Source organism: Paenibacillus sp. CB74 (assembly GCF_055687625.1).
Genome location: NZ_CM146009.1, coordinates 931,646 through 956,282 on the forward strand (window position 1 = coordinate 931,646; position 24,637 = coordinate 956,282).

The window sequence follows — 24,637 nt, forward strand, 5'->3', positions numbered from 1 at the left end:
GACCATGGCACAGACAGTACCATTAACCAAGTTCAGTGGGTTCGTGTCAGGCGAAAGTAAAGCAGAGGATATTATTTTCGATCTGGCCGATGCCATTGTGGGGGCGAAAATTCCATCGGCAGATGACTCAAATGTAGAAAATAAATGGAAAAAGGTCTACGAGTCTATGTCAGATGTATGGGTGACTTACAAAGAGATGACCCGTTCAGGTGTGCAAGGGAAGTATAAGCATACAGATGGTAAGTTGTATGATGTATTGAAGATTGCGTCTAACTTACCGAGTTTGACTAAAACACAAGATGGTACTTCTTTAGTGGATGAAGAAGGATTTCTTTCTGAGGTAAATTCATTTTATGGAAACAACCCAACGGGAAAGAAGATTCAAGTTGTTTCATTTGAATACATTGATAGTGTAGGGATAACTCAGTCTGTAATGTTGCCAGGAAGCCTTGTGGTCATACTTCCTGATGCAGATTCTCAGTGGGGATCAAAGGTCTATCTTGTAAAGCAAGTTCATTTAAAGAAGAACGGCGTGACGGTTGATAATATTGACTGGAATGAATTTGAATTGCTTACGGAACTCCCGAAAGATTGGGATTATGCACTAACACAGCTGGGATATAAGTTCAGAGTTGAACGCAATAGATATTTAGTTACGGGGACATCAAGCAGTTATTACACCACTGTTGATCAACAGCCTGTTTTAGCTGAGAAATACACTTTCACCGAACGATATTACGTAGCTGAACCAACCAACTACACTACACCAAAAGTTGTGCTGAAAGCTACACCAGATGTACCAGAAGGCATTTCCTCTCGGGATTACTTCATCATGTTTACTCAACCTCAGAACTTCGCGGGCGGAGATTATAATTACTTTGACTGCCAGCATGGTGTGGGATTTGTAGGCGAATTAAGCAAGGGTGATCCGTCAGCTACATACAAAGGAATTTGCAATCCCTCAACCGTTTCACCTGGGTCGACATCCGTTGTAGTGGATCAGACAGCAGCAGAAGCGATGTACGAGCAATGGAATGATCCTGAAGCAACTAAATTGTACACACCGCCAACCATCACATGGGACAAGGATTTTGATGGTGTAACTGAACTGATCAGTCCAGCTTCCCATTTCTTTTACGGACGTAACTCAACCGTGAAATGGTTGCCGAACAAAAAACGAAGACCAGATTATCTGGTAGCCTACCATATTTCGGTCAATAATGACCGAGCTGCGGTTGTCATTGAAGGAGATCCTTCTCCAAATATTCATGGATATTACCGCAGTTTTGGTTACTTTGGGAAAATCGTACCTTTTAACGACCACGATCACATTGGAAACTTTGGTTTAACCGTAGGTATGGGAGATTTGAAACAGGATCTAACAGGATATACCAAAAATGATATTCGAACGGATTTAAATCCGGACAAGTATGCGCAATATGGAGAGTATACTTCGAACGGGATGGATTCGGTATCTCTTCTCCGAACTCGAGGTAACGTATTGTATCAGGCTCATTATCCAGCATTTATTACCCAACTGCCGAATTATCCCGATGTTGGGAGTATCCCGAAAGAACTGTCTAAACTAGTCTTAGACAAAGATGGTTTCCAAAAGTCACTATGGACTGGGAAATACCATGCAAGTCCAGTCTATCTGGTGCACCAGGCGGAAGGTTATCGGGGGTATATGGATGGGGTTGTCGCGATATATGATCAGAATCTCGTTAATCTGGACGAACTGATTGTAGATACGGAGATTTCCAAAGATAATAATAACCCTGCAGCTGGTAATTGGACGGAAGTGTACAAATTCTTCAGTATCAAATCACCGATGAATTTTTTCAAGCAGTCGCCTGCTCCTGACCTGGTAACGATTGCAATACTTAAGGAAATTAAATAAGGAGGATTAACATTACATGGCAAATTTTAAGTATGTAGAAACCATTACAACATCCCAGGATCTTCTGAACAAGTTGAAGGAGGAGATTACGGCTTTCGAGAAATTCCCCTTCGAATCAACAGCGGGTGAAACAGCTGAGAATAACTCGTGGAAGGTGTTTTATGAGGAAAAGGATGCTGAAAATCGTATCAGTCTCTTGATTCTTCAAGGCACCATGACGATCGGAACAACAGAAAAACCAATCACCAAAAAATATTATGTACAGTTCACGAATCACGCCATCGTTCCACGAGTGATCACACCTACACCCAAATATGTAGAGCATAGTACTTTGACGGTCCAATTGCTTGAAGGACTGGAAGGAGAAGAGCCTGCTGCTTTGCCAGTGAAAACACTCCCTACATTCAAATTAACAGGTCACCCTGTACTGTACCAGTGGGCACTGGAGAGTCATACGCCAACGGATCGAAACAAAGAAAAGCCGGTTTACATGTATATCAATGTGATGAATAATCGTCTGGCTATGGTTCTGGTTGCAGATCCGGCTGTGAATTTCCTGGATTACAAAAAATCATTCCTCTATGTAGGTGCGCTGAAGCCATTCAAATACAACCTGAATGATGTAGACGGAAACGTTATGCTGACGGCAGGTGCAGTTATTGATGAACCGGATATCGCAACAATCGCCAAAGACGGTACATACTACTATGGACAGTATACTTCTGCAGGTAACAACACGTTGCAGATGCTCAAGACTAAATCAGGTATTGAATTCCAGAGCCATTATCCTTCTTTCATTACACAAGCACCACCAGTAGGCAAAGCCTTTATTGATCCTGAACTTGGGGATACGGGACTTGAACTGGAACCACAGGGTTTCCAGGCATCCAAATGGACGTCCAAATATCACTTGTCTCCAATTTATGTTGTCCACCCCTATGAGGGATATCGCGGGCAGTTCGACAATTGCATTGCGGTAACGAAACATAATATCCTTCACTTGGATGAGTTGATTATTGACGTGGAAGGAAAGCCTTGGCATCAAGAGGTTTATCGTTATTTCGATACAGATACACAGCAGAACTTCATGAACTTATCAGCTAATCAACGTATGGGCGTAGCGATTCTGAAAGAGGTACGTTACTCAAGTAAACAAGCATAGACCTGAATCGTATAGATTCAGTAGAGGGAACCCTGACTCCGCTCAGGAGTTCCCTTTTTATTTGGAGGGGGTGATGCCAGTGCTCACAACAAACGAATACTATTTCAGCATCCGGGATATTGTTCAGACATCACAGGGATATTTGCTCAGGATAGGCAGTACAGGAAGCAGGCCTTTGGACTATATGTTTGTATATATTCCTTATAGTCGCTATGCCAGCATATTAATGTTGGATTTCTACATGGCAAGGAATGCTGCTGATGATACGATAAAAGACGAATTGATTGACTCCATCAAAAGAGATTTGGAAGGAGAAGAACAATTTATCGTTCTGTCTGATGGAAGAGCAAGGAATCATGTATCAATAAAAGAGATACCTATTGGAGACAAAAGAAATACGGTACAAAGTGAGATCGAAGAAGGCATTAAGGCTATGCGTAATCGATTAGGTGCTGATGAGTCCTTAGAACCAATTGAAGGAATTCGAACATCTCTTCGAGATAGCGATCTTATGGATGACTCTGAACAAAAGGCTGCTGATCGAATGCAGTGGCTGCATCAGGGACAGTTGCATACGGAAGATGCAGCATGGCGTGTTGATAATAACAAAGAGTTAAGAATATTCAAGAATGTTACAGTAACACGTAATTTGCTGAAAAATTTGGACAAAATTCATCCATCCCAATGGGGTGTTCGTTTCTCGGATCAGGATGTCATTTTGGATTATCTTGGAGGTTACGATCGAGATGATGCAGTTGAAACTGTTGTTGAACGAATCATGGCGTCAGCCAGAGATCATCAGAAGCATACCCGGCTTGAGATACTAGCGTTAGCCAATCGGACAGTGTCGATGCTCACGGAGCAAATGATGATGGATGGTGCTTTGAAAGAAACTGAGCGAGACAGCATCATAGTTAGAGTAATTGAAAGTGTTAAAGAGAGGCTGAAAGATATTCGGATATCCAAGCTGGACTTGGCTTCATCCCTGACTCGGCGTGAACTCGATGTTTCATATGGAAACATGCTAAAAGCTGCAATAGCCCATCATCGGAACACTTCCAAGGAACTTATGAGTAACTCCAAGCGTTCCTATAAACGGAATTCAAGCATAGATCATGACATACGAATAGGGAATTCTTCACGTTCCTTGCAAGAAGAATATATGAAAATCGTACATGAGCACATTCTCTCTTCAATAGGTCATACGAGAGAAATCAGTGTTCATAAGCCAGATCAGGGTGAAAGAAATCTTCAGGTCGAAGGGCAACTAACTCAGTTCAATCAAGCTTTGCGGAATATTGATTTTGAAACGCAGATGCAGTACGTACAACAATGGGGGCAGCGCAAAGATTTCGAAAACGGATTAATCATGCGCCCACAGATTTTGGCTAAACTGAAAACACGCCAATTCCCAAGTGTGGTACATCAGTCTCTCCGAGTGGAAAGAGATACTAAAAAAGAACTGCTTTTAGCGGAAACTCAGTTATATAGACGAAGCGCGGAGCATGATATTAGTTCTTTAAACAAGATCATGAATTTTGATCGGAGCCGATTGACAGCACCAACCTTGATTAATAAGGCAGGTCTATGGGGAAGCATGGCTAAAGGTGTGCAAACCTATATGGACAGCTCTTCAGCCAATAGGTATCACCCTGCATCTGCGTTAAGAGATATTCGTAGTGATCCCTGGGTGATCCAAAATGCTTTTCCAAGAGGACAACGTATTATAGGTCATAATCCGGCAACAATAGATCAGGAATTTCCATGGGGCAAAAGAATCATAGATCATAATCCTACTTATATTGAAAGTGTGAATACGCAAATCAAGGCTCACCGACTTATTGTTGTACTTGGAGCGGTTGAGGACACGAATAAGCAAATTCTTGCATCAAGGGATGCTACGGAGTTCGGAAATGTCTTGCGAAATAAACCCGAAGCACATCGAGAGACAGTAGAATTCGCTAATGTTGAGAGGGATAAACCTGAAGGCACTCGGGTAGATAAAGAAGCTGCACATCTCCTTCGAGAATATTCAGAAGGACGCAGGGTCGACAAATTTGAATCATTTGTATCTTTCCAATTCGATACGGGTCATGTTGGTCCGCGAGCCATGTATATTCCCAAAACAGAAGTGCATGCCGAGCGAACGGATACATATGAGATAGAATTAAAATCCTCAAGTGCGGGTAACCGTATTACTGAGCAAGGAATCTGGTTACCCCAAGCTTTACGTGGAGAACGTGAAGATAAGACTTTGACGATTGAAGATACGGTTTACGAGGCGCTGAAGAGTAGGGAGAGTAAAAACCTTTTTCTTGACCATGAGATATATGTAGCACTTAAAGGCAGCAAAGAGCTCAATGTAGAGAAATTGTGGCAATCCCTAAAAAATATGACGCAGAAGCATATGGTTTACTTGGATGACTTACTGAAAAAGTTCATCAGTGATGGTGGAACGATTGGAAACAAGTTATATCCGGGCCATTTGGAAGATTCACTGCTGGCAGCAGAATTATTAGATCGCCCTGCGCTAGTGTTGGAGATGATGATTGATGCGGTGTATCAGACCGATGATGTTGCTTTTATGGATGAAAATCTTCTTACTGGAATTCGAGAGAGAATCGATGCATTAATTGAAGTGGGCATCTTGTGTTCAAATAAGAAAAGTAATAATGGACTCGTTACGTTCAGTTCAGAGGGGATTAGAGAATTAAAACAAGTTATTATCGACATGGACATGCCAGAAGCATATCAAGAGCCCGATGATGCATGGACAGACACACCACATCTAGATGCAGATCACCTCTCCCGTCATGGGAATGTAGAGGATAAAATGTCTGAGTCCATCAAGGAAAAAGACAGTGAGTATAATCAAGTAGGGTTGCTGAATGAGCAAAATACGGGTTCAAAGTTTGATCGGCGTGGAGAAACTATCGAGGTGACTTATGCAGATTGGGATGCCAAACCGATCACTTTTAATTTTGATACTCCACTTGGATATGTCGATTCATCCCCAGGAGTTTTTGATGAGGATCTATCAGAAATGAACGCTGCTCACTCACAGGGAAGCTTAGGTATGGTGAATGAAAAAGTCGATGGTTCTAATCATAATCGAGATGGATTATTTAACGATCAAAATTATACTACAGGAGAATCTATGCTTCGGTCAGGCGAGCACTCTAATACATACGTTGCGGGTTCGACAGATCTGCGAGAACTGCATATTAGCGAAGAGTACTCCATTGGTGCCCGTTTCAGTCAACAAGCGTATGTGAGTGACGAATATAACTTAGGCAGTCCTGTTAACCGTGAGCTTCAACAGACTGGAGAGATAGTCTCAGGAGCTTCTTCACAAATGAGAAAAGCACAGGTCATACAGTTGTATACCTCCAGCACTTCTGGAATTCGTCAAGCAAATACAAGTGAAGGATATGAATTAGGAGATCCACTTTTACGCCAAGGTCTATCTAATGAAGGCTACAGCCTAGGATATCAGGATTTGCGTCAAGTGCAATGGGATGATGGTTATATGGGGGAAATGAATCATCGGTTGGGTGTAGCAGTAGAAGGATCATTTTACAGTTATATGGAATTAAGACAGGCAAAGATGGAAAATGGAATGCAATTAGCCATGAACTCAGAACGATTGGCAGAGCAATCAGGTCGATTAGAACATGCTACACAATTGAAAGATTCATGGGTGAATGAAGATTTTCTGGGTCAGGTATACAAACTCGGCAATCTGGAACAGCAGTGGATAGCTGATAAGCCACAACAGGGAAATCTGGAGAGCCAGTGGGTTGCTACCAAATATCAATATGGTTTGATGGATCAAGATCTTGACAGCGGGGATAAACCTAAGTACGCAGACGTTCCAGTAGAATCCATAGGAGGTTGGCCGCTCAAATATGGGCAGATTGAAGAGGAGTTGCAGGCAAGTAAATACCAGTATGGCAACTTGGAAGAGCAGCTACTCGGAGTTAAACCTCAGTATGGAAAAATTGAAGAAATGCTGTTTTCTACCAAGCCTCAATATGGCAATTTGGAAGAAAATCTTCTCGCTATCAAGGATGGTAGAAGTTCCGAATACCACTTCACCAACAATGGACATAAACGTGTAAGGGATTCGTATCTTGAAGAACAATGGAACGGATCAAAGAGCAAGCGAATCACAGGTCTTGAGGAAGATATAGCTGGGATTCTGAATCCTCTTCGGGCTACGTTTGAAACCAGGTTTTTAAGCACAAAAGCTAATTCCCAGGCTGATTGGGAGCAATCTTTAATGAGCGACAAAGCGAGCAATTATTCTTCAATTGTTATTATGTCTGAAGCATTAAAAAACCAACAGTATGGGCATGTGGGAGAGCAATTGAATGCTGGCAAGTTGGATCAAGCTGCTTCCCTTCTGGATGGTTCAGAAGGAATGAAAGGAAATGTCGATGGTGAATTCACTGATTATTCATGGACAGGTACGAACTCAGCGCACCACGCTAATGTTGGGGCAGGATTATCCGGTGAAACAGGACTACTTGATTCTACATGGCCCTACGAAATAACGAAAGCAATTAAGAAAAGTGTTAATGGTGAATTAACTACAGAAGATACTAACATGTCAATTAAATTAAGTGGATCAGGACTAGAAGTTGATGATTTTTCATTTGCAAATTTTGAGGCTAGAGTGGCGCTCGTTCAACAGGATGTCATCACTGTAGAACGAGAGGATGAACGAATATCTCATCTGGAAAACCAGACAAGAGAGGCAACTATTGCAAATGCTCGTTTGTCTGAATTGCAGAATCCAGAGGATACATTTGCAACCTTTGAGGAACGATGTGCGCAGGTGATCACGGGCTTTATTTTCGCTGAACGACCTGAGATGCGGGCAGAGTATTTGGAACAGCTTTTTGCATTTTTGCCTGAACGAACAGCGCATCTGATGAAAGTCTATCATGAAGCTAAAATGGAAGGACGCGCTTCTGAGGTTGAAGTCGATTCGGTGTTGGCTTATCGGGATCGGATTACTGAGGGATATCTGCCTCTTATGGATACTACCGCGCAGGGACTTGTTTTCGATTATACCGATAATCTGTTGGACCACGGAATGAATCCCGAAGACTGGGAGGGTGGTTTTGGCGTGCCCGAAGAGTATGATCCTCATGACCCGTTCAACGTTTATTTTCCATACTCCAAAGAGATGGATGCACTTGAACTTGTTCAGGCGGATGATTGGGTTCAATTCGGCGGCGGCGATTGGAAACGGGATGAGCTCCTCGGCAAGTTTTACAGTGAAAATGAAACTTCTCAAATCAACGGATGGTACCGGAATAATTTTCTGGGCGATCAGTATAAATTCTCCGTTGATTTCAAGGTAGATGAGAACGAGAAGGGTGACGATGGCGTTGGTATTATTTTCAAGATGCAAGATACCAATAACTACTGGATGTTCATGGTCAACGGTGGCGATTCTACGAACGCTCTAGATATGAGGACACCGATGCAGTTGTATCATGTCGTTGCGGGTAGAAAAGAGTCTGTAGGTTCTCCGATGCAACCTTTTAAATGGGAGAGGAATCGGTGGTACACAATCTCAGTATCTATCATGAAAGGTAAATTACAAATCTATACCGATTCCAAATTACAATACGATTTAACGGGCACTGATTAACTCAGTGTTCTTTTTTTCGTATATAGCGAGTACGAGGTGATTTTATGGGTCATACATTTGGATTGTTTACAATGTCTCAGAAAGGCGTGTTGTTCGCCAATATGAGAGCTAAGATAGCTGATAAAGACGATTATGCCAATCCTAATCATCCACAGCATCTCCCGGAGAGTCCCAATGCACCGAGGAGTGAAACGGACCGGCACGGCGAAGAAAATAATCCTATTCTGGGTGATCCAGGTTACGGTCAGATAGGACGATGGCAGACGGTTCAATTGGATGCACTGGAAAACAGTATTGATCAAATTATTGAGCAATATCTGAAAGATAAGTCGTGGTATGCGAGTGTACGATGCCGTGAAGCACTGTGGAATATGTACCGCAGGATTGAATGGTGGGTAGAACAGCAGCAACCTCCAGATAAAACACAATATCAGCGAGTTCTGCAAATGGTGAAGGACTGTATTCACAAGATTCTTGAAAACGCCCAGAAGCCTGGCGGTAGTCATCATGGTGTGTCATTGCCGATCTGTCCGGCACCCTACTACCATCATTTTACTGGGAATTACTTTAATCATTTTGATGCAACAGTATATGAGATCCCGCTCTTTTCAATGAAAAAGGACGTCCCGTTCTCGAATAAATTCCCTGATTTCTTCAGATATGTATCCTCGACGGAGGATCAGGAATGGGTAGCTGTCCACTCCGTAGGCCGAAATGAACAATCTGGTTCAGAGATGATCTTAAAACTGGATTTAGGGCTTCTGGAGATTGGCAACTCATCCAAAATCACATTTAACTGGCGTGTGAAGCGTTATGGACAGATCAGGTTCAAGTACCTGGCTAGTGCCAAGCGCGGTAATGGCATGCTGTTCTACATTAATGGGCAGCAAGTCGGAGGTGAATGGAGCGAGAATAGCGGATGGCAGGAAGCTGCATTTACGTTGCAGCCAGGACAGATGTACAAGTTCGACTGGTTAATCCGCAAAATGAGACCAGAAGTATGGCAGAACAATGGTATCTATATCAAGGATGTTGAAGTCGTTGAGATTGTGGATACACGCAAGCCGCCTGCTCCTTTGGATATTGATCTGGATGGGGAGGGAAGTGATAGTGATTGGTATGTAAAGTCTTCAAAAAGCATTGCACAAGCCCATTTTCAAGCTCAGTTCATTACAGATGAAGATCGAAGTAAAACGATGAAAATGGATTTGGATAATGAATGTGACGGTACAGTTTCTTTTGCTTACTTCATGGGAGTAGATAAAGAATCATATCCAACTAAAGATTATGAATTGTTTTTTGATGACATTTTTGAATCTAGGACTCAGCATGGAGAAAGCAGGCATGGTAGCCATGCTCAATCTTTACACGGTGTAGAGTGGAATATCAATGAGGAATATTCAGAAACAACAGCTAATCAAGCCAAGATTGAATACGAAATTATAGCAGGTCCTGAGACGAATGTAGATTTAAAAGGTGTAGTTGAAGTTATATGTCCAACGTACGAGATTGATCATTGGGAACCATCGCTTCATGGTCAAGGGATTGGGAGTTATCAGTGGCAGATGTCGGGCAGTCCGCCATGGGTAAGATCAGGGAATGTATTAAGACTGGATGAACCTATAGAAGGGGATATGATTGCTCAAACCGAAGTGAACTTGCAAGATGAGGGTTGGTTTTTGTTTAGTTATTCTCATCAATTACGAGCTACGGAATCGTTTGAGGTGACTGTAAATGGCATGCTTGAATACTATTCAACGATGCATAGCCAGGGGGAGCAGATACGAATTCCGCTAGAGGAAGGTTTAAATATTATCCAATTCTATATTCGAGATTATTACACTGAGCAGCCTTTCATCGATAACATAGAAAAATTATTCACGTACGGGAACAATACTGGCAATACATATCGAACTGTAACTGATCTAGGCTCGTATGTTGATGTGACTCGTGGATGGGATGTAACAGATGCAGGAGCTAGAACAGAAAAATCTGGTGATACAATTAGATATAATGCAGAGTTAAATCCTGGAGCTAAGTTTAGCATTCAAGAGCATATGCGTATCTATCCAGCGATGGACTCGTCATACGATCCAGACAAAGGGGTAACAAGAGATTTTAACGTTTTTGAAGAATTGTTTAATGAGGAAGGCAAGTATCATGAAGCATTAAGATTCTCTGGAAACTGGGTGTGGAAAAAAATTGTAAACGGTGATGGGGTTATGTGGGCACAGGGGCATGATCAGGATTTTATATGTGATTTTGAAGCTCATTTAGATAATTCTGGTTACATCTGTTGGCAATACGGAGGGCAATTTGATCCGGGAGAAAAATTGGAACTACAAATTGATGGTGTCTCTGTATGGACAGGCAGTCAGTCGAATGACAGAGAAGGGACCAATTGTATGTATCCTCTACCTTCGGGGAATCATCAATTCCGATGGAGATACCGTGACGGTAAAAAATATACACCAGGTAACGGAGATGGGGGGGGGGAAGATTCCACTGGACCAGGTACGGGAACTGATCAGCAAGGCGATACAACGAAAGATCCATATGGAGTGAAGTGTTATACAGGAGATTCAAAAACGAATAACATCCAGTACGCGCAAAAATCATATGGAGGGCATTCGCCACGTGCTGCTAAGTTTGATGCAACCAATAGAGGTGAAGTTTACTCATCCTCTGGTCAAGCGTACGCATTGGGTGTTACTAAGCAAAATTCGACAATTGTTCGTACGTTTACTGCCCCTAAGATTGGAAGTTTCAATTACTCTGAATTGTTGACAGTCTATCCAGTAACAAAGAGAAGAGTCTTTGTGAAAAGAGAACTAAATAATAAGAGTGCTCAATATGATCGTGCTGAAACTATTAACAAATCAAATGGTACAGTGGACTATTACTCATTGGATGTTTCTGGAAACAACCCTCAAAGTCCTGAATATAGTTTATTTGGCTCAGATACCAAGAAGATAACTTTTGAATTCTATTGTGTTGAATCATTTGATATTAAATTTAAATATTTGTGTTACCTGTTACAAGATTCAATTCAAGCCGGGCGACTTAGGGTTGCTTATTATCCTAAAGATAAAGCAAGTCAAGCGGTAACAATTCTCGATTGTAACGATAATTTTGGAGATCAAAAAGGATATAATAGCAAAAGTATTGATGAAACAAAATGGAAAAAAGCAGAAAAGTTTTCTATTCCAATTACAGTTGAGAAACCTGGAAAATATACATTAATTATAGGTCTTACTGATACTTATAATGGGCGTGAAAGAGGAAAAGAAGGTAATTACTATTATGCAGCCATCAAAGATCTTGTGGTTCGCACGGATGATCCTGATGGTGTGAATCAAAATAAACTGCTAAATCCAGTCTTGGTGGATCGATCAACTTATGTGAATGTGCAGTGGTTTGATTTAACAGACGAAAAAAACAAATTTAATACTATTAAAGTATCCGTTGAAAATGGTCAAAAAGTTAGCGATTTCATTAACAGCCCTCCCTCATTAATACCCGGGCACAAATATAAAGTGGTTTACACACTTATTAAAGATAAAACCTCAACCAACGCGACAGGTCTTGATGCAGGTGGATTTACATTAAGTGAAGGTAGTTTTTCCGAGAGATGGCCTAACTACTGTATTGATGCAAGTGGAAACATGTTCCCTGAAGGCAATTCCCCTCACCCAGGCAAGGAGCCATCGAATCCACCAGACACTACAACACCAGATGGTGGGAGTCATGCTTGGCTAGATGTTATTCGTCTATACAAAAATAACAGCAGAGCGTGTTCTGGGACGAAAATCGTTATTGAAACCTTCGAAGAAGGGAAATTTCTTCATTCCCGAGATGTGACGAATCAAGATGACACATTGGTTACAATTGAAGTGGAAAATACCTCAGATGAGAAGCGGAAGTATGAAGTTCAAGTTCGTTTTGTACAAGATTGTCCTGGAGATGGCGCCATGATCTGGGGAGGTAAACTTAATATTGATGACATTATTAAAGTTGATTCATCCTGGGCTGAGGTGACTGACTTCGAAGTTTGGAATAACAAACCGATCTGGATGGGCGGCTGCGATAACAGTAATATGCGCGTGAAAATTACCCGTGAGGACGGAAAAGTGTTATGGGATGAAAAGTATTACGGAGATGGTTTCCGTGGCTTCGAACTGAATGAACTGGCTCCCAAGCCTTATAGCAAGTATAAAGTGGAGATTACAACAGATCAGAAGGGACAGATCAGTGACTGGACAGGAAAACGATATCTGACCACCTTCCGGGTGCATGACTTCAAAGCCTACGAAAGATGGGTATGGGTACCTGAGCCGTTTGATTGTCAGCTGGATTTTTTCATTGATGATGAGTTGATCAAAACATTCACCCAGGAGGGTGGATACTATACATTTTCACATCCAGTGCCCAAAGGCAAACATGAATTCAAATGGGTGTTTACCTCGCTTCAGGAAGTAGGTACGCGTAGTTACGAATACGCTAATCTGGACTGGATGGAACTGACCAACTGGATCTGTGATGACGTCTATGTCATTCCTTACTGCGAAGGCGGTGGGGGAGACAAGTGTGTTGAAGCACTTATTAAATGCCTACTGGAAGTTTGGAAATCACGGCCTAAGATGTGTGTAATCGGTAAACGCATCTGGTTATTCACGTAAAGAAAGGAGGAGCTCTATGGGAATTGTGAAACGTCAGGAAAAAGGGCTAATCTATTTTGATGAATTCATTAAATCCGAACTTGATTCAGGGTGGGAAGTATTGACTGACGATCCTGGAAGGTACAATGCTGATCATGGAGTACTGGAACTAAGGTATGGAGAGTCTCCAATATATATGTTTTTCACGGAGTTGACCACAATTGAAGAGTTCGTGTTGGATGTCAAGAATGAGTATAATCCAACGGTTGAGGGAGACTCCGGGGGACTTATTGTATATGCGGACGATGAGAATGTGGTGAAACTTGAAGAGTACTTTGATGCGGAGAAAGGGATAGCGAGAAGCTATCCTTGGATCCGTTTGGTACGAAGTTTTAATGTATATTCCGCATATTGGTCAGAGGACGGGAAGATATGGCGGTTTATTGGTAATCAGGAAGTCATCTCCTCTGTACCTAAGATCGGGCTTTTCTTAGAATCAGGAACAGAAGGTGAACCACTACGCATTAATCATATACGAATTCAAAGAAGTGGCAGGGTAAAGGTAGATAATCTGAAACAAGGTTATCAGGTTGAACTCCGGGATCAGGCAGGAAAAATTCTTGAAACTAAGATATGTAAATATGAGAATACATCGATTATGTTTGACCTTCAACGCTATGAATATCCGCTTACCGGAAGTTTTGCTGTGACTTTGCCTGACCACAATAGATTTGAAACGTCGGACATATTAAGTATATACGGTGGCGATACATATTACTTTGAACCTAGAGTGGATCTTTACTATCGTGAGTATAGCGATAATGGAGAATTTCTTGATATGCGGTTACAAGACAACCAGGAACGTTTTCTCGGTTATATGTCCTCTGGTCAATCCGTAACTGAGAATGTATTGTTTATTGCCAAAAATTCATTAAACCAAGGTGTTTTTCAAAATGTTAACTTTGAGCTTGCCTCTTATCGGGGAGATCAGTATCAAAATGTAGTTCGGTTAGCGCCTGATGTTGAGGGCGAACCAGGAGCTTGGAGTATGCAAGTGAACGCAGCCGAGATAACTCCAGAAACCCCTTATCAATTCTGGGTGAGAGTAGAGAGGCTGGATAGCAGCACTAATTATGAAGCCCAGGTCACGTTCGGGATCAAAGTTTCTTCAACGTATATATAGCTCTAAACTTTAAGTGCTCGACCACGTATAGATTCAATAAGGGTTGAGTTGGAGGTGAGAATATGTCTGTCCGCTTTAGCGGAACAAGTTCAGGAACGAACAATGGCAAGTTGCTTGATCACAATAGTTTGCTCAACAAAGGGACCCGATCCCACCAAGAAATTGATGAGCATCTTTCAGAAATGGAGGAAGCCAGAAGCAGCTATGTCAGTCTCCCTGAGCGGTTGGATCAGATGGAACTTGTAGGCAAACAGAATGAAACAGGGATAGCCGGTCATGAATTGCGTATTGCTGATCTGGAACCTCGGGTATTGAATCAGGGAATATTATTGGAAGACCAGAAATCCAAGTTGGGTGAAGTTGAGAAAAACCTAATGGATATCAGCATGGATGTTCATGAACAAAATGAACGGTTGGAGAGTTTAGAAAATGAATTAGGAGATACTCGTGGGAATCGTGAATCACTTGCAGATGTTATATCGGATATAGAGCATTCCATTGATATTCTAAAAACGATCCCATTATCTGATTTGGCAATAAGCGCAGCAACTATGGATTCTAATGGTCTTCTTAAGGTTCAGATCAACGGTGGTTATGCAAGCATTAACAGCACACTTGTTCAAAAAGAGGAGTCTTTCTATTCATTCTTAGCTGAGCAAGATACTCGATACTATATATTTCTAAAGAATGATGGAACCTTCGTACATCAGGTGATTCCTGATGAACCCGATAACGGTATGATTTTGGGATCTGTAACGACTGGTGCGACCTTCGATGCGTTGTATATTAAAGATCAACGCTATTATCTAACCAAAACGGTTTCTACAGGAGATTTTCAAGATCTTCAGGAAAGAATCACATATGCTCAATCTCAGATCAATGAATTAGACGAAGAAGTGGTCAGGTGGATTGATCTTACCGAAGACTTGTCCAAACAAGTCGAAGGTTTTGGTGAGACTAAGGCTGAAGTATCAGATGCTAGAACAGACAAAGATGGCTTTGAATTTGATAAGCTGCCGGATCGTTTAAACCATATGCAATCCAAGCTGGAGCTTGCTGCATCCAGGGGGACGATGGAAAATCAATCGATTTTTCGTATTGAGTACCCACCTGATATAAGGCTTTCAGAACAAAAGAGCTTTTATTGTCCAAAGTATAGTATTGGTTCTGACAGTGTAGAAGTACTTCTGGATGGCATTAGGGTAACTCCTGGGGATGATTATATCGAATATACGGATACAGAAATTCGTTTTCTCTATGATATTCCGGTAGATTCACGTGTCACACTGCTTAGCCGAGGGTCGATCATCAATACGTCTTCAACTTCAGAGTATGAGTATGACACCAAAGGCAGAATGAAGCGTGAGAGTATCACTGGAGGTATTAACCGCGTTATTGATTATGAGTACGATCTTGAGGGGAATCTTACAGCGGAACTCATTACGGAGAGTGACGGACAAGTTAAAACGATCACCTACGAACGGGAAGAAGGAAGAATTAGACGCAAGTTGAACAATGGGGCAATGTACTTTTACTTACAAGGTAGTTCAGCCTATGATGATCGCCCTATTAAGCAACGTGTGTCTGTGCTTGAAGACATGGAAGAACAGGACGTTTATTTTGAGTATGACCCTCTAAGCGGTCTGATTATCAAAGAGATTACATATAACAACGACATAAAACCATTAGTTATAAAGATTATTGAATACAATTATAACTCTGATGGTAGTGTGGATACCGAGATGGTCGACTTCAATGGTTCGAAAATAGTAAAAAAATATAAGTACGATTCGGATGGAAATATCCTTGGCGTCCAAAAAAGAAAGGTAGGCTGATAGAGTGGAATCACATTTCTCAATGACCAAAATAAAGACCGGGTTTCGTCCTTTGTTCGATAAAATGGTAGGTACGAACCTAACGTCAATTACAGAGGAAGAGGTAGAACTTCTGGTGTTTATGCTGCGGAGCGATATTATCTTCGATGGTACGGGACAACAGTACCTTCCGATGCTGGAAGCTTTGGAACAGGTGGTTCCTCTTGAACTATCGGACGAAATTAACCAGGAGCTAGTGGATCGAGATACACGACTGCAAGAGCAAGATAGACAGATGCAGATCCGCACCGTGTTTCTGACAGCAATGAAAGAGTCGATGCTTCAGCAATTGAAAGTTCGATATGGCATTTAAGGAGGTGAGCGCATGACAGCTACAGTAGTGCAAGGATTTAGGAGATATGAATTTACGAGCACCGTGACCAATTTCTTAAGCACTTTGGCAAGAGAGATGAACACTAATCCATATGAGGATGTCAACTGGAAGGTGACTTATTATCCTAACGATGAGTATTCGCAGCCCAAAGCATATACAACTAATCAAGTATATGGAAGTACTTTGGGTTCATTAACACTGGAAAATTTAAATGTACGCTCTCTGCTATTTTCTCTATGTTTGAATCTTTCTGTTCATCGAAGTTCCAATAATGGCACTTGGACAAGCTACGGCTATCAACTAAGATGCGGTATGAATCGATTTTCTGAAGATACAGGACCTTTTCCAGATATATCGTTAAATTTGGGCGAGGAAGCTAATATCCCGTTTCACACGACGACGGGGAATGTGACATTAAACATTAACTACAAGTGGTCAGTATTTCCTTTAAAAGAAGCAATCTTTATTTTTGGAGAAGCTCTAAATAATATAGGATATGCATATCCTTTCAGACTTTACTTAGGGCAATTGTCTTCTTATGAGAAGGAAGATCCCGCTGTTGAAGGAGGATTTGTGGGTATCTTTTCCCACGCGCCTATTGATAGTAACAATGAATGGGCAAATAACAATTTATATAATGTTGGTAGAGGCGTGGTCAGAACCTCTAGGAATAATAAAAAGTATGAATTGTATAATTTCTGCACAAGTGCTCAAGCGACTTCGCCAGGTTCAGGGAATCGTTATTTTATTTCCCCCTGGTATATATTTCAGCCCAAAGAAGGGGTTCGGGGAGAGTTTCAACAGATGAGATCTGTTGTGTTTAAAGACTCAAACCAACATCCAGATGGAACGATGATTGATCTTGAAGGTAAGAGGTATCATGTTTTTCACATTACCGATCAACAACAACCGATACATTCTAAATATTGGATTGATATCGTAGGTAAAAGTAGATTCATACAACCATACTTTTTTGATAGCAACACGTTACTCGGGGATGGACAGAGAGCAATTTTATTCGAATTACCAACGGAGGTGTCCCAATAATGGCAGTACCTAAACGATACTCTTGGGTGAGCACAATATCCGAGTTTTCAAGCACCGCTGAGTTACAGATGGCAGGCGACTCATGGTGGGAAGTGAAAAAATATGCTGCTGCTGCAGTTGGCGGCGGGGGTAACTGGGGAAACACTGTTTTCAAAAATCTAGAAGATAACAGTCTGTGTTTCACAATGGCATTTCAAAACAGTAATACTCCTTCGATCCGGTGGGGGTTAATGAATAATGAAACACCTAGGGTGGATGTATACTTGGATTCTCCTGATAAACAAATGACAGATACACCTTTTTCTTGTGACACAGGTAACTATAATATAACTTACAAATGGACTGCATTCACTACGAATAAGGGTATTTTTATTCACGGTGAGTATCAAAATTATATCAATTATGCCTACCCAGTGAGAATATACATGGGAAGGATGAATTCACTGGAACCAGAAGATCCTGCTATTTCAAACGATTTTGTAGGCATTTTTACGCACATGCCTTCCAATGTTAGTAACAATAGCAATTCTACATATGGTGATTACAATGTTGGACGGGGAGTGGTTAGGAAATCTCGAAACGGTACAAAGTACGAATATTATAACTTTACTACCGACGCTCAACTTACTTCACCAGGTGTAGGGGGGAGGTACTATGTTAACCCATTTATGGTATTTAATCCATCAGAAGGAGTACGTGGGCAGTTTGCAGATATATATACGGCTTGTTTAAAGGATGCTTCACAACATCCAGATGGGTCCATTCTTGATCTGGGAGAAAACAAATACTACGTGTTTCATGTTGTAGACCAACAAATGCCATACAACGGTAACTACACTCGCTGGTATACATCTAGTAATAACGTTCGGTACTGCGTTCCTTGCTTCTTCGGTAGCAACAACGTTATGGGTGGGCAACGAGTCATTCTATTTAAAATATAAGGAGGATACCTATACATGTCATTTTTCAGTGGTAAAGTCAAAATGAATATGTTGTTTCAAGCCTTAATTAATGGCTTCAAAGGAGTTGCATCCTCGCCTTGGTCTATATATTTTGAGACCTCGGATGCCTTCGTCATTAAATCAGTGGGCTCAACAGGAAAAGATAAGTTATTTATTAAATTCGAAAAAGGCAACACCAAAGATACAAACGGCAACTACATCACGGTAACTTCAGCAGAAGATGTATTACTTGCTGACGGGAGTATTCCGGAAGGGAAAATGTTTACTACACGGAATTTTTACTGCCATACATCTGTCGTAGATTCCAACCTCTTAACAGACTACCAGGTATCGGTTACAGCAGATCGTGTAATTATGTGGTTGGCGGGGGATGTGAACTCCGTAACAGGGATATCCAATTTGGGGTATTTCGGTCTGATGTATCGTTATTCCCAAGAAAATCACTCGGGTGCTCAAGGAATTGGAGTGAGCTACCAGGGATTCAATGGTATTCGTACAGTTAAGGATCTGGATAATATTCAGACCAATAACGTCTACAAATCCTACTCCGCGATGGTACCGACCAATCCGGGTTGGGGCGCGCTCTACCATCTCTCTCCATGTATTATGGCCAATAATGCAGAAGGTCCGCGAGGCGAACTACATGATATTTATTTTGCACCTGCAGCAGGTGTAAGCCACGGAGATGAGATTACAGTGGCCAATAAGACATACAAGGTATATTCTCTGACCACAGGAGGTTCAAGCTTCCTACCGGGTAACACTGTAGCTGTATTAATGCAGTAGGGGAGGAGAACTATGGCTGTAGCAGGAACGGAACAATCCATTTACACGCCTCAACAATCAGTAATAAAACGAAACACGGGTGTGCTTTATACATATTTAAGCAGTATTTATTATTCCAATAGAACCAAGGCGAGCTCTTACTATGAACCTGAGAGGGCAGGCCAACAACATAATTTAGGCGTACTTTACACGTACGCTCAGGGTCCATATCGTTCAATTGAGACGCAAGCTTTATCACTGTATACGAGCAAAAGCTCTGGGAAAACGGGTCAGTTAAAACTAGAGGGAGTCCAGTACCAATTCCAAATTGGAGAGCTTCATCATCTTTCTTCACACAACCCATCGGAGGAAAATGTGTATTCCATTTGGGGGTATGATCAGGAGGATCTCCCTCAGTATTATACAGGTCGTTTCATATTGACTGACACTCATGGTGTCATAATAAGCCATACCAAAGAGATAAGCATTTACGATAGTTTGGGTTATCTTCCATTACACACCACGCCAGAAACTCGATTCACAGGTAAACTTGGTATGGCAGGTTATCTGGGCTCTTTAACGAAACAAGCAAATGGTCGCTGGGTACACGTTACCAAGATTGTTTTGCCTTCAAAGGATTCATTCAAGGGTGTTATTCGATCAATTATTGTAGGTCAGAGAACCCCGGCCTCATCAGAGGGTGCAAAAATTCGATATATTGTAAAGCACGTTTACAAAGACGAAATGAAAACATTTCAAGGCTATCTCTCTGGTCAAGGAGGCAACATAGATCCAACTGTACCAACCACGATATTGCCACGAAGGTACCCTGCTACCTATATTCCAAATCGCAGGAGGAGTGAGAAATGAACAAAACATGGCGAATTATGCAGGAGCTGAAAGACGTGTACAAACAGGTAGAATTGTCTCATGTAGTTGAAGCACTAAACGGTGGGGGAGAAACATTAATCGTTTCGCTCCCCATGGAAAGCCCACGTTTTCTGATTAAGACGGTACGTGTTATCCCAGCAAAGGAAACGAATGTGGAGCTTCACATACTTGATAGTGCAGACAAAATGAAAGCCAAAATTTTATACTTTAATACAGCAGAATTCAGTACAGGCAACTTCATAGACGGGATATACGACAATGTGGATTTACCTTATGACGATAAGGATGGTACATCCCATTTCCATTTTGAAATCATTAATCCAGGTTCCGTGCCTTCAGATTTTACCATTGAAGTAACGGGGTTGACGGTCAGATAGGAGACAACGATCATGGATATCATTACTTATGGTAAAGTGGTCAAGCTTTCAAACGAGATCAAGGAAGCCAGGGAAGATAGCGGGACTCTAGATGCTCGATTGGACAAGATTGCATTAGGTACGATTACAACAGTAAATGCCAAAAAAGACCTTCCCCCACAGGGGATACCGGAAGCTATTTATGCCGTGCTCGCGGATGAAAGTAATCAAAATTTGCCAACATTATATATGTATGGGGAAGAATATACACGTCTTACGGGATCTGATGTCAGCTATAAATCCAATGGAATCCTAACGGTTAACGGGTTGGAGGTCATGGTATATGAACATCCAGATACACATAGTGCCGATATGATCACCGATGGAGAGACCCATGTGAGCATGACTTGGGAGGAACGAAAACGCCTGAGTATCATGGACCCGTGGGAATCGATCAGTGACTTGGTGGATTATACCGATACGGTTACATATTTTGCTTTTGACATGCATGGAAGAGTTGTTCGACAAGTCGTTACGGACAACTACACCGAGCAGCTGGTTAGAGAACCTGTGCTGACCATGCCGACTTCTTCAGAAGGTTACGCAAAGGGTGATTCCTTCTTGGTCATTTCCATTGGTGAGATTTATCGATATGACGGTCTGGACTTCGTGCAGCTCCCACCTTTGGTTGATGTCATTTATCAGTATGATAATGAGGGAAGATTGGTGGCGAAGTCCATCGCCAGAATGGGAACAACACCTATTCAAACCAACTTCCAATATATATATGACTCATTCGGCAATCGCATAGCGGTTAAGAAATACTAATACGGAAGGACAGCATATGCTGTCCTTTTTTCTTTTAACAATGAAGTTATTAGTGTATATCCATCACCATATGAAGACTAGCATTAACACTTGGCTGATCAAGTCGTATAGAGAAAGTAGTATGAGAACGTAATTATTTCGGGAGGTAGTGTACGATGAATATTGAACTGACTGCTCATTTCTATTTCAAGGGAAGTGGGAAGAAAAAAACGGTGAACTGGATAGAAGATAATCCTAGATTACAACAGAAAGAGAAAGATTCGGATAAGGTCGTACGTGAAATCCCGTTAACAGCGGATGAGGTTAAGCAAGAATATCGACGACTTTTCACTAAACACAAGAACGAGGGGAAATCGATCACGCTGGAAGATACAGACGATGTGGTTCATATCATTGATCTTACGGATGTACGAAACATTGAATTGACTTCTAAGGAGGGGAATACAGATGCTGTACAGACTGACCTTCGCACTGAATGATGAGGAAATTGTGACTACCGAGATGACTTCGGATAAGGAGGATCTGGTTGGAGCAACCGAAGAAGCATTCGATTTGATCGAAAGAGACTATGGAGCCACTGTCGCTTTGAACCTGGTCGCGTTTAGCCTGCTCAAAATAGAGCTTACCAATGAAATGATAAATTAAGCGTTTACGCTAACTAATGTTAGCTTTTCAGCATCAACTGCTAATTTATTTGAATAATTATAAAATATAGTTAATAAAGTGATATACCCCAAGCCTAGTTCTGGGGTCTATTCCTTTTTCATGAAAAGATGAACGTGACTTGATTTAATGCATCCATTGAAACTTGTCTTGTACAAGTAGTTTTGATTAAACTAGGTTGAATTCATATGTTCAGGGGCAGTAGAAGGGGTCAGGATGATTGGCAAGGAGGGATGGGACATTGAGATAAAAGACTTGGAAAGAGAGCTCGCAAAGTTGGCATCCAGAATAAGAAAAGATTTTACTGAACGCGGGCCGGTAGATACCAGAGTCTCTATCATGAATCATTTTATCATCTTAAAGTTTACAGCAAAATTCACCAAGCCTGAAGCATTCATGCTGGAACATATGCAATCACACTCAAGTCAAATTTTCGCCGAATACAAGATGAAGCTAGCACATATGATGAGAGAAAATTTCAACCCCGTTTTCTCCTATATCAACATGGGTCTGAAGATCGAAGACATCGAAACAACATTTTTTGGCCCTGATTTTGCAGAACAGATTACAGTCTTCAAGATGAACAAGGATGTTGAAGTGCTGCTGAAAAATGATGAGATAAACATGCCTTAAGTCCTATTAACTAAATTTTGAATACTATACAGGTTCTTAGGAACTAATTTTTGTTGTTGACAATATCCTACATATTTCCTTATACTACCCTTATGGCGATTGTATAGATTAATAATCTTGACGAAGCCTATAACCTTGTTAAAGAACTTGAAGGCCATATCTTCGGTAATTGGGACGAAATAGATGTCAGACCAAGACCGACACATTCCACCATTTTGGTATTTTACAGTGGTGCGCTCTGTGTTGGTCTTTTTGTTTGTAAAAAATGCTGCTTTACCTTTCACCGTATACTTCGTATATAGTCAGTAAAAGGCATATAAGCGAACGAAATAAATAAATGTTGCGAACATTAGTTCGTATTTGTTATTCTGAATGTAATAGGATGGGAATGAGGAGGCGGATCAAAGGGGGATTTTTTGATCGTTTGTATGTAATTAGGCTTATTAGTTTCAATTGTTTGTAACAAGACTACATATGGTATGTGAGATTTAGGGAGCAATAGCGGGTGTGTATAGTAAAATCACGCTGGATAGTAACTAGATTGTGAAGAAAGTATACGACCGACGATAATTAAAAGTTAATGGGGGAAATGTATTATGTCTGCTACAACTGCTATGGGTTTTGATGATTTATTTGAGATTGGGGATATAGACATGTTCCTGAATAAAGCTCAGGAGAAGTGTCGTCACAAGCTTAGAGGCAAAACATTTGCAGGGATGGAGAAAGAAGATGTAACCCAGGAGATTATGATCAAATTGGTTAATTCCTTGGACAAGTATGATGCAGAAAAAGCGAAAATGTCGACGTTTGTTGATCATCTTATCGAAAATAAAATCAAGGACATGTACCGCAAGTGCATGTCTGAGAAAAATCTCAGTGTGGTTAACGCTGTACAGATCATGTGCACGGATCAGAGTGGTGGCGATGAATCGGAAAGTTCAGATATTGCATTAGCGCTTGGTCATGCTGGATTTGCATATGAGAATTTTGAGTTTGTAACAGATATTATGGAAAATATGAGGCTGAACGAACGTGAGAAGCAAATCTTTAAACTTCGGACTTCGGGGTATGAATTTGTAGAGATTGCAGGAATGCTAGGTGTATCCAAGGCACGTATATCCCAGTTATGGAAAGCGATTCGTGAGAAGTACGAAGCATTGTAGTCATAAGTGGCAATTAATAGCCTAAGTTAGATGAAGATAGATTCAGTAACCTACATAGAACAGAGAGAGCACCCTTAACTGGGTGCTCTTTTAAGTCGTATAGAGTGACTAGTACAGAAAGAAAGGCGGAACAAGATGCTTAGTGTGGTGGTTTTAGGATTTACGATGGAACGTCTGAAGGGGTATTCGGATATCGCTTGGGCAAGTCATGATTCGTCGACAGCTGCTGATTTAAGCAACAGGGAGTATGCCTTGATTATTGAGAAAGTAGTCGTACAGGCTGATGCCGTCTTGGTTAATCTGGCATTGGATCATTTGAGCTCTACTGATATTGTGATCATGCATCATGCTTATATACATAAAAAACCAATCTTGGGTGTGGGTTTCAAACCATTGGAGCCTGTTATCGAAGATTTTGTATCCAAACGAGTGACTGATCTGGATACAGCTGTACTCCATATGCGGACGAAGTATTTGGTCCTAAGCAGCGGAACCAATACTTCATCTGCGGCTCCAATTTAACTGCTGCTCCTATAACACGTATAGAGAATGT

Annotated in this window: 18 protein-coding genes; all 18 read left to right on the plus strand. The window is 41.3% G+C overall.

Features of this window, described 5'->3' with window-relative positions:
• The first annotated feature begins 4 nt into the window (after positions 1 to 4).
• Positions 5 to 1,900, plus strand: a complete 1,896-nt coding sequence (locus ACX9NY_RS04295) for a hypothetical protein (RefSeq protein WP_472477224.1) — start codon at positions 5 to 7, stop codon at positions 1,898 to 1,900.
• A gap of 16 nt (positions 1,901 to 1,916) precedes the next feature.
• Positions 1,917 to 3,062: a hypothetical protein gene (locus tag ACX9NY_RS04300; RefSeq protein WP_169482058.1), complete on the plus strand. Its 1,146-nt coding sequence runs from the start codon at positions 1,917 to 1,919 to the stop codon at positions 3,060 to 3,062.
• A gap of 79 nt (positions 3,063 to 3,141) precedes the next feature.
• Positions 3,142 to 8,727 (plus strand): hypothetical protein, encoded by a 5,586-nt coding sequence (locus ACX9NY_RS04305; RefSeq protein ID WP_472477226.1) that lies wholly within the window; start codon positions 3,142 to 3,144, stop codon positions 8,725 to 8,727.
• Between the two features lie 272 nt (positions 8,728 to 8,999).
• The gene (locus tag ACX9NY_RS04310; protein ID WP_472477228.1) at positions 9,000 to 13,406 is read left to right on the plus strand and encodes a hypothetical protein; all 4,407 of its coding nucleotides are present in this window, start codon (positions 9,000 to 9,002) and stop codon (positions 13,404 to 13,406) included.
• Positions 13,407 to 13,422: 16 nt separating this feature from the next.
• A complete protein-coding gene (locus ACX9NY_RS04315; RefSeq protein ID WP_472477230.1) occupies positions 13,423 to 14,568 on the plus strand; it encodes a DUF1349 domain-containing protein in 1,146 nt (381 codons plus the stop codon).
• Positions 14,569 to 14,630: 62 nt separating this feature from the next.
• Positions 14,631 to 16,403 (plus strand): hypothetical protein, encoded by a 1,773-nt coding sequence (locus ACX9NY_RS04320; RefSeq protein ID WP_472477231.1) that lies wholly within the window; start codon positions 14,631 to 14,633, stop codon positions 16,401 to 16,403.
• A gap of 22 nt (positions 16,404 to 16,425) precedes the next feature.
• Positions 16,426 to 16,755 carry a hypothetical protein gene (locus tag ACX9NY_RS04325; RefSeq protein ID WP_472477233.1) on the plus strand — a complete coding sequence of 110 codons (330 nt, stop codon included), beginning with the start codon at positions 16,426 to 16,428 and terminating at the stop codon, positions 16,753 to 16,755.
• Positions 16,756 to 16,767: 12 nt separating this feature from the next.
• Positions 16,768 to 17,823: a hypothetical protein gene (locus tag ACX9NY_RS04330; RefSeq protein WP_472477235.1), complete on the plus strand. Its 1,056-nt coding sequence runs from the start codon at positions 16,768 to 16,770 to the stop codon at positions 17,821 to 17,823.
• Entirely contained in the window at positions 17,823 to 18,764 is a 942-nt protein-coding gene (locus ACX9NY_RS04335) for a hypothetical protein (RefSeq protein WP_472477237.1), read from the plus strand. Before ACX9NY_RS04330 ends, ACX9NY_RS04335 begins: the two co-directional genes overlap by 1 nt.
• 15 nt (positions 18,765 to 18,779) lie before the next feature.
• Positions 18,780 to 19,571, plus strand: a complete 792-nt coding sequence (locus ACX9NY_RS04340) for a hypothetical protein (protein ID WP_472477239.1) — start codon at positions 18,780 to 18,782, stop codon at positions 19,569 to 19,571.
• Between the two features lie 12 nt (positions 19,572 to 19,583).
• The gene (locus tag ACX9NY_RS04345) at positions 19,584 to 20,420 is read left to right on the plus strand and encodes a hypothetical protein (protein ID WP_472477241.1); all 837 of its coding nucleotides are present in this window, start codon (positions 19,584 to 19,586) and stop codon (positions 20,418 to 20,420) included.
• Positions 20,417 to 20,818, plus strand: a complete 402-nt coding sequence (locus ACX9NY_RS04350; protein ID WP_472477243.1) for a hypothetical protein — start codon at positions 20,417 to 20,419, stop codon at positions 20,816 to 20,818. Before ACX9NY_RS04345 ends, ACX9NY_RS04350 begins: the two co-directional genes overlap by 4 nt.
• Before the next feature lie 12 nt (positions 20,819 to 20,830).
• Positions 20,831 to 21,625, plus strand: coding sequence for a hypothetical protein (locus ACX9NY_RS04355; RefSeq protein ID WP_472477245.1), 795 nt, complete (start codon positions 20,831 to 20,833; stop codon positions 21,623 to 21,625).
• A 155-nt stretch (positions 21,626 to 21,780) separates the two neighbouring features.
• Positions 21,781 to 22,104 carry a hypothetical protein gene (locus ACX9NY_RS04360; RefSeq protein WP_339235303.1) on the plus strand — a complete coding sequence of 108 codons (324 nt, stop codon included), beginning with the start codon at positions 21,781 to 21,783 and terminating at the stop codon, positions 22,102 to 22,104.
• The gene (locus tag ACX9NY_RS04365; RefSeq protein WP_339235300.1) at positions 22,073 to 22,270 is read left to right on the plus strand and encodes a hypothetical protein; all 198 of its coding nucleotides are present in this window, start codon (positions 22,073 to 22,075) and stop codon (positions 22,268 to 22,270) included. The genes ACX9NY_RS04360 and ACX9NY_RS04365 overlap by 32 nt, the downstream gene beginning before the upstream one ends.
• A gap of 234 nt (positions 22,271 to 22,504) precedes the next feature.
• The gene (locus ACX9NY_RS04370; RefSeq protein ID WP_339235298.1) at positions 22,505 to 22,921 is read left to right on the plus strand and encodes a Na-translocating system protein MpsC family protein; all 417 of its coding nucleotides are present in this window, start codon (positions 22,505 to 22,507) and stop codon (positions 22,919 to 22,921) included.
• A gap of 596 nt (positions 22,922 to 23,517) precedes the next feature.
• Positions 23,518 to 24,084 (plus strand): sigma-70 family RNA polymerase sigma factor, encoded by a 567-nt coding sequence (locus ACX9NY_RS04375; RefSeq protein ID WP_339235296.1) that lies wholly within the window; start codon positions 23,518 to 23,520, stop codon positions 24,082 to 24,084.
• A 135-nt stretch (positions 24,085 to 24,219) separates the two neighbouring features.
• Positions 24,220 to 24,606, plus strand: a complete 387-nt coding sequence (locus tag ACX9NY_RS04380; protein ID WP_472477248.1) for a hypothetical protein — start codon at positions 24,220 to 24,222, stop codon at positions 24,604 to 24,606.
• Positions 24,607 to 24,637: the final 31 nt, after the last annotated feature.